The sequence below is a fragment of the Mucilaginibacter glaciei genome, assembly GCF_014773245.1.
GTDB classification, from domain to species: domain Bacteria; phylum Bacteroidota; class Bacteroidia; order Sphingobacteriales; family Sphingobacteriaceae; genus Mucilaginibacter; species Mucilaginibacter glaciei.
Genome location: NZ_JACWMX010000002.1, coordinates 270,476 through 284,175 on the forward strand (window position 1 = coordinate 270,476; position 13,700 = coordinate 284,175).

Annotated in this window: 20 protein-coding genes; 4 read left to right on the top strand and 16 right to left on the bottom strand. The window is 42.9% G+C overall.

Annotated features, from left to right (window positions below; genetic code table 11):
* The first annotated feature begins 14 nt into the window (after nucleotides 1-14).
* Together IDJ76_RS05870 and IDJ76_RS05875 are read left to right on the top strand one after the other, a co-directional pair.
* On the top strand, nucleotides 15-1,010 hold the full coding sequence (locus IDJ76_RS05870; protein WP_191161724.1) for an MBL fold metallo-hydrolase: 996 nt from the start codon (nucleotides 15-17) through the stop codon (nucleotides 1,008-1,010).
* 22 nt (nucleotides 1,011-1,032) lie between these two features.
* On the top strand, nucleotides 1,033-1,908 hold the full coding sequence (locus IDJ76_RS05875; protein WP_191161726.1) for an alpha/beta hydrolase: 876 nt from the start codon (nucleotides 1,033-1,035) through the stop codon (nucleotides 1,906-1,908).
* 77 nt (nucleotides 1,909-1,985) lie between these two features.
* On the opposite strand, the gene efp is transcribed toward IDJ76_RS05875, so the two are convergent.
* Complete coding sequence (gene efp, locus IDJ76_RS05880) at nucleotides 1,986-2,546, bottom strand: elongation factor P (protein WP_191161728.1); 561 nt, start codon at nucleotides 2,544-2,546, stop codon at nucleotides 1,986-1,988.
* Between the two features lie 206 nt (nucleotides 2,547-2,752).
* On the opposite strand from efp, the gene trxA reads away from it, so the two are divergent.
* Complete coding sequence (gene trxA / locus IDJ76_RS05885; RefSeq protein WP_191161730.1) at nucleotides 2,753-3,052, top strand: thioredoxin; 300 nt, start codon at nucleotides 2,753-2,755, stop codon at nucleotides 3,050-3,052.
* Between the two features lie 167 nt (nucleotides 3,053-3,219).
* On the opposite strand, the gene IDJ76_RS05890 is transcribed toward trxA, so the two are convergent.
* The gene (locus IDJ76_RS05890; RefSeq protein WP_191161732.1) at nucleotides 3,220-3,885 is read right to left on the bottom strand and encodes a phosphatase PAP2 family protein; all 666 of its coding nucleotides are present in this window, start codon (nucleotides 3,883-3,885) and stop codon (nucleotides 3,220-3,222) included.
* A gap of 3 nt (nucleotides 3,886-3,888) precedes the next feature.
* Nucleotides 3,889-5,625 (bottom strand): thiamine pyrophosphate-dependent enzyme, encoded by a 1,737-nt coding sequence (locus tag IDJ76_RS05895; RefSeq protein WP_191161734.1) that lies wholly within the window; start codon nucleotides 5,623-5,625, stop codon nucleotides 3,889-3,891.
* An 84-nt stretch (nucleotides 5,626-5,709) separates the two neighbouring features.
* On the opposite strand from IDJ76_RS05895, the gene IDJ76_RS05900 reads away from it, so the two are divergent.
* Entirely contained in the window at nucleotides 5,710-6,027 is a 318-nt protein-coding gene (locus IDJ76_RS05900; protein WP_191161736.1) for a hypothetical protein, read from the top strand.
* Between the two features lie 149 nt (nucleotides 6,028-6,176).
* Here IDJ76_RS05900 and rplQ read toward each other — a convergent pair whose 3' ends face one another.
* From rplQ to rplR, 13 genes are all read right to left on the bottom strand, one after another.
* Nucleotides 6,177-6,746: a 50S ribosomal protein L17 gene (gene rplQ, locus IDJ76_RS05905; protein WP_191161738.1), complete on the bottom strand. Its 570-nt coding sequence runs from the start codon at nucleotides 6,744-6,746 to the stop codon at nucleotides 6,177-6,179.
* A 138-nt stretch (nucleotides 6,747-6,884) separates the two neighbouring features.
* Nucleotides 6,885-7,877 carry a DNA-directed RNA polymerase subunit alpha gene (locus IDJ76_RS05910; protein ID WP_191161740.1) on the bottom strand — a complete coding sequence of 331 codons (993 nt, stop codon included), beginning with the start codon at nucleotides 7,875-7,877 and terminating at the stop codon, nucleotides 6,885-6,887.
* Between the two features lie 94 nt (nucleotides 7,878-7,971).
* A complete protein-coding gene (rpsD, locus tag IDJ76_RS05915; protein WP_191161742.1) occupies nucleotides 7,972-8,580 on the bottom strand; it encodes a 30S ribosomal protein S4 in 609 nt (202 codons plus the stop codon).
* Between the two features lie 67 nt (nucleotides 8,581-8,647).
* A complete protein-coding gene (gene rpsK / locus IDJ76_RS05920; RefSeq protein WP_191161744.1) occupies nucleotides 8,648-9,037 on the bottom strand; it encodes a 30S ribosomal protein S11 in 390 nt (129 codons plus the stop codon).
* Between the two features lie 142 nt (nucleotides 9,038-9,179).
* Entirely contained in the window at nucleotides 9,180-9,557 is a 378-nt protein-coding gene (gene rpsM / locus IDJ76_RS05925) for a 30S ribosomal protein S13 (RefSeq protein WP_191161746.1), read from the bottom strand.
* Between the two features lie 71 nt (nucleotides 9,558-9,628).
* Nucleotides 9,629-9,745 (bottom strand): 50S ribosomal protein L36, encoded by a 117-nt coding sequence (gene rpmJ, locus IDJ76_RS05930; protein WP_082855993.1) that lies wholly within the window; start codon nucleotides 9,743-9,745, stop codon nucleotides 9,629-9,631.
* A gap of 7 nt (nucleotides 9,746-9,752) precedes the next feature.
* Nucleotides 9,753-9,971, bottom strand: coding sequence for a translation initiation factor IF-1 (infA, locus tag IDJ76_RS05935; protein ID WP_022833270.1), 219 nt, complete (start codon nucleotides 9,969-9,971; stop codon nucleotides 9,753-9,755).
* Nucleotides 9,972-10,034: 63 nt separating this feature from the next.
* Nucleotides 10,035-10,826: a type I methionyl aminopeptidase gene (gene map / locus IDJ76_RS05940; RefSeq protein WP_191161748.1), complete on the bottom strand. Its 792-nt coding sequence runs from the start codon at nucleotides 10,824-10,826 to the stop codon at nucleotides 10,035-10,037.
* A gap of 8 nt (nucleotides 10,827-10,834) precedes the next feature.
* Complete coding sequence (gene secY / locus IDJ76_RS05945) at nucleotides 10,835-12,178, bottom strand: preprotein translocase subunit SecY (protein ID WP_191161750.1); 1,344 nt, start codon at nucleotides 12,176-12,178, stop codon at nucleotides 10,835-10,837.
* A 7-nt stretch (nucleotides 12,179-12,185) separates the two neighbouring features.
* Entirely contained in the window at nucleotides 12,186-12,632 is a 447-nt protein-coding gene (gene rplO, locus IDJ76_RS05950) for a 50S ribosomal protein L15 (protein ID WP_191161751.1), read from the bottom strand.
* 4 nt (nucleotides 12,633-12,636) lie between these two features.
* On the bottom strand, nucleotides 12,637-12,816 hold the full coding sequence (gene rpmD, locus IDJ76_RS05955) for a 50S ribosomal protein L30 (protein WP_067190124.1): 180 nt from the start codon (nucleotides 12,814-12,816) through the stop codon (nucleotides 12,637-12,639).
* Nucleotides 12,817-12,822: 6 nt separating this feature from the next.
* A complete protein-coding gene (rpsE, locus tag IDJ76_RS05960) occupies nucleotides 12,823-13,341 on the bottom strand; it encodes a 30S ribosomal protein S5 (RefSeq protein WP_067059737.1) in 519 nt (172 codons plus the stop codon).
* 12 nt (nucleotides 13,342-13,353) lie between these two features.
* On the bottom strand, nucleotides 13,354-13,698 hold the full coding sequence (gene rplR / locus IDJ76_RS05965; protein WP_191161753.1) for a 50S ribosomal protein L18: 345 nt from the start codon (nucleotides 13,696-13,698) through the stop codon (nucleotides 13,354-13,356).
* Nucleotides 13,699-13,700 lie beyond the last annotated feature (2 nt).

The following is a 13,700-nucleotide window of genomic DNA, read 5'->3' on the forward strand; positions in this document are numbered from 1 at the left end:
ACTCTATACTTACTATGAATTTAGCGGGTTCCACCAAAAAAGGTAAAAAATTCCAAAACCCTATCCCGACCGACGAGGCAGGCTTTGATAAAATGATCCCCATTATGAAGGATTATTGGAATAATAAAGCCGAAAGCACCCCAAAAAAGCAACTGGGTCCCTTTAAAACCGATATATCTGTTTATCAAACCCCACCATATAGCGGTTTACGCATCACCTGGGTAGGCCATTCGAGTTTATTGATAGAGGTAGATGGTATCAGGATATTGACAGACCCTGTTTGGAGCGATCGCGTTTCATTTACACAGTTAATGGGGCCTAAACGGTTCTTTGCACCGCCACTGGCATTATCAGACTTGCCGCCGCTGGATGTGGTCATTGTATCGCATGACCATTATGACCACCTGGATAGCGGAACAATACAGTTTTTTAAAGATAAACAGATACATTTTATTACCCCCTTAGGTGTTTGTGATATTTTAAAAGACCTTGGCATTCAAGAAAATTATATCCATGAGGTTGACTGGGGGGATAGCATTATGATTGGCGACTGTAATATTACGGCCACTCCATCGCGGCATTTTTCGGGCAGGGGGATCGCCGGGCGCAACCAAACCTTGTGGGCCTCATTTGTAATTAAAGGGCCAAAGCATAATATATTCTTTGGTGCCGATTCGGGTTGGTTTCCGGGTTTTGCAGATATTGGCGAACAGTTCGGGCCGTTTGACCTGACCATGCTGGAGATAGGCGCTTACGGCCACAACTGGGCCGATATACATATGGGCCCAGATAACGCCAGCAACGCGCATATCGCCCTGAAAGGCGATATCATGATGCCGATACACTGGGGTACATTTAACCTGGCCCTGCACGCCTGGTACGAGCCTGTAGAAAGATTGGTTGAGTTTGCGAAACAAAAGAATATTAAGTTATTTTTACCTGAGCCCGGCAAACCTACCGATGTCAAAACCACTTACAACTCGGAGTGGTGGAAACGTTTTATGAGTTGAGGGTAAAACTAATCTCGTACCCATGAAGACCGTCAAATTTTTCAGCATAGCTTTGACATCACTGCTGGTTCACTCGTTCGCTGCAAATGCACAAACAGTTATCCCCCTATGGGCAAAAGGCGCACCTGGTTTTGAAAGCCGCCGTAACGAGCCAGAGCAGGCTAAAGATTATTGGGTAAAAAACATCCACAATCCGTCGTTAACAGTATACCCGGCCCCGGCCGACAAAGCTACCGGTGCGGCCATAGTGGTTTGCCCGGGCGGCGGGCACCGCCTGCTGGTTTATAATGCGGAGGGTGTGATACCTGCAAAATTCTTAAATAGCTTGGGCATTACGGTTTTCGTTTTGAAATATCGCCTGGGCCGCGATACGCTATCGCCCTATAAAATTGATGTGCATGCCAAGGCCGATGGTTACCGCGCCATGCGTTTAGTACACAGCCGTGCGGCCGAGTTTGGGATAGATACCAACCGCATCGGGCTGATGGGCTTTTCGGCGGGCGGCGAGGTGGTGGATATGATCGCTTTTAAAGATACCAAAGGCAACCCCAGCGCGGCCGACCCGATAGACCGGGCCAGCGCCAAACCCAACTTTATTATCCAGGTTTATCCCGGGCCGGGGTATATGCCCGAGGTGATCCCTGCCGATGCGCCGCCTGCATTTTTAGTAGCCGCCAATGATGATGTTTGCTGCTCACCTCCGCTCATCCAGCTGTTGCAAAAATATCGCGACGCAAAAGTACCTGTCGAGATGCACCTGTACGCCAGAGGCGATCATGCCTTTAACATGGGTACAAACCGCAAATTAGTGTCTATCAACAACTGGCCGCAGCGCCTTGCCGACTGGCTGCAGGATAGCCATATTTTAAAGCCCGAATTAAGAAAGGTGCTGCATTAACAGCCTGCTTAGGCTTTATAATGCAACAGGCCCCGTTCCAAAGAACAGGGCCTGTTTATATTGTACTGTTTGTGGCCTTATTTAACGCGTTCTACGTAATCGCCGGTGCGGGTATCAACTTTAATTCTATCACCCTGGTTCACAAATAGGGGTACCCTGATCTCCACACCGTTCTCTGTAGTGGCCATTTTTAAGGCGCCTGATGATGTATCGCCTTTAACAGCAGGCTCGGTGTAAGTGATCTCTAATTCTACATGGTTGGGTGCAGTTGCCATGATGGGTTCTTCGCTTTCGAAAGACACAATCACATTCATACCTTCTTTAAGGAATTTAACGGCCGGTCCAAACAATGCCTTCGGGATGTTATGCTGATCATAAGTGGTATTATCCATGATCACCATATAGTCGCCCTCTTCATACAGGTATTGAAAATCGTTGGTTTCTACCCTGCAAATTTCCACCTGCTCGTCGGTAGCTAAACGAGCTTCTACAATTTTGCCGGTTTTAATGTTCCTGAATTTGTCTAAATAAAAAGCGCCGCCCTTACCCGGGGTGCGGTGCAGCACTTCTGTAACGGTTACCAATTCACCGTTATAACGTAAAATATTTCCTACTTTAATTTCAGATGCCTTTGCCATATAAATACAATTGTAAAATTTTGCCTGCGAAGATAAGTTAAGTTATGGTAAAGGTTAGCATGTAAACGAGTTACATTTTATAAAGATTGATACCCGCCCTATAATTAGGGGAAATCACTTCATAGATTCGTAAAAATCGCGCTTCCTGTATACTTTGCTAAAACGTATTTACTATCCGTTGGTTAATACTAAAAGGAGAAAAAATAATGGCAAACTTTCAGGACATCATCGCATCAGACAAACCTGTATTAGTTGATTTTAGTGCCGAGTGGTGCGGCCCGTGTAAAATGATGCCGCCTATTTTAAAGCAGGTTAAAGATGCCCTTGGCGATCAGGTGACGGTCATTAAAATAGATATCGATAAAAACCCCGCTGCGGCCAGTGCCTATCACGTGCAAAGCGTACCCACGCTAATCGTTTTCCAGAACGGGCAAAGTAAATGGCGGCAAAGCGGCGTTGTACAGGCCCGCCAGCTACAGCAAATCATCCAACAGTATATTAAGTAGGTTAGAGGTTAGAGGTTAGAGGTTAGAGGAAATCGATTCAGTTACCTATCGTTTTAATTTGTGGAGAGAGTACTCATTTTATAAATAACTGTGATACCATTACGTATGAGATTGGCGGGCGGAGAAACTTATCTTACAATGTTAAACCTCATTTGCCAGTTACACTACTATTGTCTTTCAGGAATGGGAGCCTCTTCGCTATCAGCTTTTTTTCGCAGATAAAACCATGATAACAGGGCTAAACAAAGCACACCAAGTAGAAAACCGCCCAGTACATCGGTAAACCAATGGGCACCCAGGTAGATGCGCGATATAGGGATAGTAAATATCATAAACAGGCTTATCCCGCCTACTATCAAACGGATAGCTTTGTTGATGTGTTCCAGCTGAACCATTAGCAAAACCAAAAAGCCAAAGTATACCACATAGAACAACACATGCCCGCTGGGGAAACTTTGCTGCGTGGTTTTGTAAACAATACGCACCAGGGTGTCTGACGGGCGCGGCCGGTTCACCAATGCTTTTACTACCGTACTTACCAAGCCTGCAAGCATGGTCAACAGCGCATAAACCGACGCCTTTTTAAATTTAAAAACAAAGAGAATTAAACTTGTCAGCACGATCATTATAAGCGACTCGGGAAAATAGCCCGGGGCACTTATCAGGTACATAACCCTATCAAAAAATGGGTTTTGATGTTCTTGGATCTCTTTTGAAAACTTAACATCTAAAGCAGATTGCGGGAAAAAATGTACCAGCATGGTCAATACCACAAACCCTACTGTGATTACCGATAGTAAAAGTATGATTATTTGCTGCCTGCGCTTCGTCATCAATTAGATCAGATCCTTTATGTGTTTATAATTTGCCTTGATTGTATATACCACTTCATCCATCCGGCCGTTAAGCATCATTTTAGTCATGGATAAAGCCATGCCCTTAACCTGCCCTAACTCTACCTTCGGCGGCATAGCTAACGCGTTAGGATCTGTAAATATATTAACTAATGCCGGCCCATTATACATTAAAGCTTCGCGCAGGGCTTGCTTAGCTTCATCAGGGTCGGTTACTGTGATACCTTTCATACCCATTGCTTGGGCTACCATTGCAAAATCGGGGTTGTGCATATCAGTTTGCCAGTCGGGCAGGCCGGCAACCTCCATCTCCAGCTTAACCATTCCTAACGACCGGTTATTAAAAACGATGATCTTGATAGGTAATTTGTATTGTGTGATCGTGGCCAGGTCGCCCAGCAACATGCTCAGGCCACCATCGCCACATAAGGCAATCACCTGCCTGCCCGGCATTGCCAGGGCCGCGCCGATAGCCTGTGGCATAGCGTTAGCCATAGAGCCGTGGTTAAATGAGCCTATCATTTTTCTTTTGCCCGTGGCGTTGATGTAGCGAGCGCCCCAAACACATGACATTCCCGTATCAACCGTAAAAATGGCATCGTCTGTAGCTAACTCATCAATTAAACTGGCCACAAACTCGGGGTGAATATTCTCTTTTTTCCCGGTATCAGCCACATAAGTGTGCATATTTTTTTTGACCTCGGCATAAAAATCAAGTTGCGCTTTCAGAAAGCTGTAGTCATCATGCTGTTGCACCATTGGCATTAACGCAGTAAGGGTGTCTTTAACTGTTCCGCACAACCCTACAGCTACTTTGGCCCGGCGGCCAATGCGCTCGGGTTTAATATCTACCTGTACAATTGTACAATTGGAGGGCATAAACGGTGTATACGGGAAATCGGTACCCAACAAAACCAGCAAATCGCTCTCCTGCATACTGTGGTACGCCGAAGGCAACCCTAAAAGACCCGTCATGCCTACTTCATTCGGGTTATCGTACTGGATATCCATTTTGGCCCTGAACGAGTAACCTACGGGCGCATTGAGTAATTTAGAAAGTGCTACAATCTCATCGTGCGCATCAGCGCAGCCAATGCCGCAAAACAAGGTTATCTTTTTATGCTGATTAAGCATTCCTGCTAACTTAGCCAGATCCTCATCATTTGGTTTGATGACAGGGATAGGGTTGTAATTAACGGTAGATGTTAAAATCTCTGCGGTATCTACGCTTGTCAGATCGCCGGGTACCCCAACAACAGCCACACCTTTACGATGGATAGCTGCCTGGATCCCCGCCTGCAACATCCTTGGGAATTGTTTAGGAGTGGTAGCTACCTGATTATAATAACTGCAATCATCAAATAACTTGATGGTATTGGTTTCCTGGAAATATTCAGTACCATACTCAAAACTGGGGATGGTTGATGCAATGGCAATGACCGGCGCGCCCGAACGGTGGGCATCATACAAACCATTGATCAGATGCACATGGCCAGGTCCGCTGCTGCCTGCACAACAAGCCAGCTGACCAGTTACCTGTGCCTCTGCACCAGCGGCGTAGGCACCAGCCTCTTCATGCCGCACATGCACCCATTGGATAGAGCCTTCGCGCCTAACGGCATCATTTACCTCGTTTAGGCTATCACCTGTAACGGCGTATATTCTTTTAATGCCTGCGTTTACCAGCATTTGAACCATCTGGTCTGCTATGTTTGCCATATGTACTTTGTTTGATACAATAACTTAACCTGATAAGGTGGCGGGGGTTTTGTTTTTTAGTAATTTACATTGAAAATGATATTTATGGGACGAATAGTAATAGTTGCTTACAAACCTAAAGAAGACAAAGCCGACGCGTTAAGACTTTTGGTGAAAACTCATGTACCGCGGTTGTTGAAGTTGGGACTGGTTACCGACCGAGAACCCGTGATTGTAGAGAGCGAAGACGGGACGATTGTAGAGATCTTTGAATGGCTATCGGCAGAGGCTATCCAGCAGGCGCACTCCAACCTTGTGGTGCACCAAATGTGGAGTGAATTTGCAGAGGTATGCGATTATGTGCCGTTAAAGACGCTTAATGAAACGGCTAATATGTTTGCGGAGTTTAAAATTTTGGAATAAAATGTCAGGTAAACCTGTCGAACCATTAGCGTACTAAGTCTTCGACAAGCTCAGACTGACACGGTCGACAAGCTCAAACTGACACCGTTATTAAGCAAAAAAGCCCCGGTTATTCACCAGGGCTCTCTGTATTTTAAAGGAGTAAATAATTACTCGCCTTTTTCAGCATTGTTTTCCTTTTCTTCGGCAGTTGTTGCCTCAGTGGCAGGAGTTTCAACTTCTGGCGTTGCTTCAGCAACCGGGGCAGCAGCTACAGCTTCTTCAGCTACAGGAGCACCCTCAGTTTTTGCTTTAGTTGCACCACCACGACGGCGGGTTGATTTTTTCTCAGTCTTAGCAGCTACATCTTTACCGTAAACAGTGTTGTAATCTACTAATTCAATGATAGCCATTTCAGCGTTATCGCCTAAACGGTTTTCTAACTTCACAATACGTGTGTAACCACCCGGGCGGTTAGCAATTTTCACAGCAATTTCACGGAACAGGATGTTCGTCGTGTCTTTGTCTTGCAAGTAGCTAAATACAGTACGGCGTGAGTGCGTAGTATCGTTTTTTGATTTTGTTAATAATGGTTCAACGTAACCACGTAAAGCTTTGGCTTTAGCTAAGGTTGTTGTAATACGCTTGTGTAAGATAAGCGAAGATGCCATGTTAGACATCATCGCTTTACGATGGCTGTCTGTGCGGCCTAAATGGTTTACTTTTCTACCGTGTCTCATTTGATTGTTAATTTGTGCACGTGCATACCGTTGGGCGAATAAATTATCAAGCCCGCGGAATTATGCCCTCGCTTATTTATTAGTATTTTAGTAAGGTTGTACGTTTAACCTATTGAGTGATCCGTACAACCTTGCTGATTATTCTTCGTCTAACTTAAATTTAGACAAGTTCATACCAAAAGATAAACCTTTTGATTTAACCAGATCCTGAATTTCAGTTAATGATTTTTTACCAAAGTTCCTGAATTTTAACATATCAGCAACATCGTAAGATACCAGGTCGGCAAGGCTACGGATATCGGCAGCTTTTAAGCAATTTAATGCACGAACAGACAGGTCAAGATCAACCAACTCAGTTTTAAGGATCTTACGCATATGTAAAATTTCCTCGTCAACTTCCTTAGTTTCTTCTTTAGCCTGTGCTTCAAGCATCATGTTCTCGTCAGAGAACAGCATAAAGTGCTGGATAAGAATTTTTGCAGCTTGTTTTAGCGCATCTTCCGGGTGGATAGAACCATCTGTAGAGATATCAAGGATCAATTTTTCGTAATCCGTTTTTTGCTCAACACGATAGTTTTCAAGCGTGTATTTAACATTCTTGATAGGCGTAAAGATAGAATCGATAGCGATCACACCTACGTTAGCATCAGGGTTTTTGTTTTCCTCGTTGCTGATGTAACCACGGCCTTTGGCAACAGTAAGCTCTACTTCTAAAGTTACTGATGAATCCATGTTACAAATAACAAGGTCAGGGTTCAATACCGTAAAGTTGTTTGAAAACTTGGTAATGTCACCTGCACTAAAAGTGTCCTGGCCGTTAACGATCACAAATACCTTCTCATTATCGCCAGACTCGCCTGTTTTTTTGAAACGTACTTGTTTCAGGTTCAGGATTATCTCCGTAACGTCTTCAACCACACCTTTTATGGTCGAAAACTCATGCATTACGCCTGAGATACGTACAGATGTAATAGCATAACCTTCTAATGAAGAAAGTAAGATACGACGAAGAGCATTACCAATGGTTATACCGAATCCTGGTTCTAACGGACGAAACTCAAACGTGCCATCAAAATCGTTCGATTTCTGCATGATAACCTTGTCTGGTTTTTGAAATGCTAAAATTGCCATTTATATCTTTTGTTTATTGTTTGATGATTGAATAGATATAACCACGAAAATGATTGACATAATATGCCAATCATTGCGCGGGTAAGTATCGTTATTATTTTGAGTACAACTCCACAATAAGGTTTTCCTTAATGTTTTCTGGAATCTCATCACGGTTTGGATAGTTTAAGAATTTACCTTTTAATTCGGCAGCATCCCATTCTAACCAGCTGTATTTATTGATCTTGCGGCCGGCAACTGAATTAGAGATAGCCTCAAGAGTTTTTGATTTTTCGCGCACTGCGATCACATCACCTGCTCTTAACTGGTATGATGCAATGTTTACGACGCTACCGTTAACGGTAATGTGTTTGTGGCCAACTAACTGGCGTGCACCAGAACGTGTAGGGGCGATACCTAAACGGTAAACCGCGTTATCTAAACGTGCTTCTAAGAATTTCAACAGGTTTTCACCGGTGATACCTTCTTTAGCTGATGCAGTATGGAATAAGTTTTCGAACTGACGTTCTAATACACCGTAAGTGTATTTAACTTTTTGTTTTTCCATTAACTGTACTGCGTACTCAGATTGCTTACCTCTTCTTTTAGAAGGGCCGTGCATACCTGGTCCGTAGTTTTTTCTTTCTAACGCTTTATCCGGACCGAAGATCGGCTCGCGGAACCTACGCGCAATTTTTGATTTAGGGCCTGTATATCTTGCCATTGTTGTGTGTTTTAAAGTATCAAGCAGCCTGTAGCTGCCGAATCTTAGCTTTAAAAATTTGTGTTAATTAAACTCTTCTGCGTTTTGACGGACGGCAACCATTGTGTGGAAGCGGTGTAATGTCCTTTATAGTAGTTACCTCGATACCTGTTGTTTGCAGGGTACGGATAGCAGACTCGCGGCCTGAACCCGGGCCTTTAACAAATACTTCAACTTTACGTAAACCTAAGTCATACGCGGTTTTACCGCAATCGCCGGCAGCTTGACCTGCAGCGTAAGGGGTGTTCTTTTTAGAACCTTTGAAACCCATTTTACCTGCAGAAGACCAAGAAATTGCTTGACCGCTTTTGTTGGTAAGGGTGATGATGATGTTGTTAAAGGTTGCGTTGATGTGTGCTTCGCCAACCGACTCCACAATTACAATACGCTTTTTGGTAACTTTTTTGCTTTTAGCCATTTTATCTTTTAATTATTGATCTAATGAATTAGTGAGTTAGTGATGTCATAACCCGGACCCATTAATCGTCTTTATAATTTTTATATTCCTGGCAAATAACGACGCGGCAACTAATCACCACCCACTACTCACCAATCACTTACTATTTAGTAGCTTTCTTTTTGTTAGCAACTGTCTTACGTTTTCCTTTACGGGTACGTGAGTTGTTTTTAGTGCGCTGACCACGTAAAGGCAAGCCCTTACGGTGACGGGTGCCCCTGTAGCAACCGATATCCATTAAACGTTTAATGTTCAACTGAACTTCTGAACGTAATGAACCTTCAACTTTGATCTGATCGTTGATGATGGTACGGATAGCTGTTAACTGATCATCATTCCAATCCTGAACCTTGATATTCTCATCAATGTCAGCTTGTTTCAAGATCAACTCAGCAGTTGAGCGTCCGATTCCATAGATGTAGGTTAAACCTATAACACCTCTTTTATTTTTTGGTAAATCAATACCTGAAATTCTTGCCATGTTTTTTGTTTGTGTTTTAACGTAATACCGAACGGCGGGCCACCGTTGTGCGGTCTATTACAAATTTCTTATTATCCCTGACGCTGTTTAAACTTAGGGTTCTTTTTGTTTATCACATAAAGTTTCCCGTTACGGCGGATGATCTTGCAATCAACGCTGCGCTTTTTAATGGATGCTCTAACTTTCATCTCGTGTTTATTTATATCTGTAGGTTATTCTTCCTTTTGTTAAATCATACGGGCTCATCTCTAATTTAACCCTGTCGCCAGGTAAAATTTTGATATAGTGCATCCGCATTTTTCCGGATATGTGTGCAATAATCTCGTGGCCATTTTCAAGTTCAACTCTAAACATGGCGTTAGATAACGCTTCGCGAATTGTACCATCTTGCTCAATCGAGGATTGTTTTGCCATATTTTACTGATTATTACTTGATTATCCACCCCAAAACCGGGATGCAAAATTAATAAAAATATTTTATATTTTATTCTTTTCTTCTAAAACTTTATCAATGTATGAAAACGTCGATAAAACATCTGCTTTTCCCTTTTTTACAGCAACCGTATGTTCGTAATGGGCGGACACCTTTTTATCAACCGTAGATACGGTCCATCCATCGTCCCAGAACTTAACACCAGCGCGGCCTGCATTGATCATCGGTTCAATGGCAATTACCATCCCTTCCTCTAATTTGATACCTGCACCACGTTTACCGTAATTAGGTACTTCTGGCTTCTCATGCAGGCGGGTACCTACACCATGGCCAACCAACTCTTTAACAACACCAAAGCCATTCTTCTCTGCATGCTCCTGTACGGCAAAGCCTATATCACCTATACGCATGCCAACCACAGCCTTCTCTACACCAAGGTCTAAACATTCGCGGGTTACACGCATTAGCTTTTGAGTAGCCTCACTAACCTCGCCAATGGCAAATGTAAAGGCTGAGTCGCCAACGTATTTGTTCAGGATCACACCACAATCAACCGATACCAGATCTCCCTCAACCAAAACATTTTTACTTGGGAAACCGTGTACTACCTGATCATTTAGTGATATACATAACGAGTAGGGGAAACCGTTATAATTTAAAAATGCCGGAACCCCACCATTATCTCTGATAAAGGTTTCGGCAAGTTTATTTAGTTCGAGTGTAGTAACACCGGGGCCTATAACTTTAGCTATCTCCCCGTGTGTTTTGGAAACAAGTAAAGAACTTTCTCTTATGAGTTCTATCTCTTCGACAGACTTATAGATGATCTTTGACATGTATAATATTAAATAACCGGCGGTGTTGCTCCTGCAGCTGTAGGTACACTTGAACGGCCTTTGATCCTGCCTGTTTTCATCAATCCGTCGTAATGGCGCATTAACAAATGGCTTTCTATCTGCTGTAAAGTATCTAAAACTACGCCTACAAGGATGATCAATGATGTACCACCAAAGAACCTTGCAAACAAACTGCTAACCCCTACCATACTGGCAAATGCCGGTAAAATAGCGATGATAGCCAGGAATATAGAGCCAGGTAACGTGATCTTTGATATCACAGCATCGATATAATCAGCTGTTGAATTACCCGGCTTAACACCCGGTATAAAACCACCGTTCTTTTTCATATCATCAGCCATCTGGTTAGGGTTAACCGTAATAGCTGTGTAGAAATAAGTGAACAGGATGATCAATATCGCAAACACTGCGTTGTGACCCCATGAGTTTGAATTTGACAACGCCATTAAAATGCCGTTTGATGCTGCGTTAGGGAAAAACTGTGCAACTGTAGCGGGGATAAACATTAATGCCTGCGCAAAAATGATCGGCATAACACCTGCAGCATTCACCTTTAATGGGATATACTGGCGCACGCCACCGTATTGTTTATTACCTACAATACGCTTGGCGTATTGCACGGCAATTTTCCGGGTACCCTGCACAATCAATATCGTAAACATGATCACACCAAGCAGTGCTACAAGTTCAACAATGAAAGTTATTAAACCACCCGGGCCACCTGTACGTGATTGGAATTCCAATACAAACGCGTTTGGCAACTCGGCGATGATACCCGTCATGATAATTAACGATATACCGTTACCGATACCCTTATCTGTGATCTTTTCACCTAACCACATTACAAATAAGGTACCTGCGGTCAATACAAATACGTTTAATATGGTAAAGTATGGGTTGGGCAACAGCATCGTATCAGCTGTAATTTGCGAGCGCAGGTAACCTACAGCTTGCGCAGCAGTAATAACGATAGTAAGGTACCTTGTCCATTGGTTAAGCTTGTTACGGCCGCTTTCACCCTCTTTTTGCAGTTTAATAAAGTATGGCACTGCTATACCCAATAACTGCAGCACAATAGAGGCAGAGATGTAAGGCATAACACCCAATGCAAAAATAGAGGAACGTGAAAACGAACCTCCTGCAAACATATTTAATAAACCTACCAGCCCCTCTTTAGCCTTAGCCGAGTGTAATGCCGCAGCATTAACACCTGGTAAAACAATAAAAGAACCTACCCGGTATATCAAAAGAAATAAGATTGTGTTTGTGATACGCAATCTTAGATCTTCAATTTTCCAAATATTGGATAATGTGGTGAAAAATTTCTTCATCGAAAATTTATAGCTTAACTATGGTTCCGCCGGCTGCTTCAATAGCTTTTTGTGCAGTAGCAGTAAATGCATGTGCTGTAACTTCTAATTTGGCAGTTAATTCGCCACGGCCCATTATCTTAACAAGACCGTTCTTAGAAACTAAACCATGTTCTTTCAGTGTATCGAAGTTAACTGTTGTTAATGTATATTTTTCAGTCAATGCCTGTAATACGTCAAGGTTAACACCAACATACTCTACACGGTTAGGGTTCTTGAAACCTACCTTAGGCACACGGCGTTGTAATGGCATCTGGCCACCTTCAAATCCAATCTTAGTAGATGTACCTGAACGTGAACCTGCACCTTTATGGCCACGGGTTGATGTACCGCCACGGCCAGAACCTGTACCACGGCCAATTCTTTTCCTATTTTTAGTAGAACCTTCTGCAGGTTTTAAATTACTTAAATTCATGATATTAAATGTTTTCTACTGCTACGAGGTGGTTCACTTTCCTAACCATACCTATAATAGCTGCAGTGGCTTCAACTTCCACACTGTGGTTTATTTTCTTAAGGCCTAAAGCCTCAACAGTTCTTTTCTGGCGCTCGCTTCTGTCGATAACGCTTTTAATCTGTGTTATTTTAATTTTCGACATGACTGCTTATCCGTTAAATACTTTACCTAAACTAATACCGCGTTGCTGGGCTACGGTAACCGCATCACGCAATTGTGATAATGCAGATACAGTTGCCTTAACTACGTTGTGTGGGTTTGATGATCCTTTTGATTTTGCCAATACGTTATGTATACCGGCACTCTCTAAAACTGCACGCATCGCACCACCGGCTATAACACCAGTACCGTTTGCAGCAGGTTTTAAGAATACAAAACCACCAGAGAATTTACCAATTTGCTCATGCGGGATAGTGTTGTTGATAATCGGAACTTTAACTAAGTTCTTTTTAGCATCATCAATACCTTTTGCAATTGCTTCAGTAACTTCTTTCGCTTTACCTAAACCATATCCTACAACACCGTTCTCATCACCTACTACCACAATGGCAGAAAAGCTGAATGTACGGCCACCCTTGGTTACTTTGGCTACACGTTGTATGCTTACCAGGCGATCTTTTAATTCGATCTCGCTGGTTTTTACTCTTTTTATGTTGATTGTTGACATTTCCGTTTTCGATTAAAAGTTTAAACCGCCTTCACGTGCACCTTCAGCCAGTGATTTAACACGGCCATGGTACAGGTAACCATTCCTATCAAAAACTACGTCTTTGATACCTGCAGCAATAGCTTTTTCAGCTACTAATTTACCTACTGCTACTGATTGATCAGATTTTGAACCATCAGCAGTAAACTCTTTTGACAGCGATGAAGCTGATACTAAGGTTTTACCGGTAACATCGTCAATAATTTGAGCATAGATGCCTTTGTTGCTTCTGAATACAGATAAGCGTGGGCGTGCTGTTGATCCTGAAAGGCGCTTTCTGATACCTTTTTTAATCCTGTCTCTTCTTGATAATTTCATGA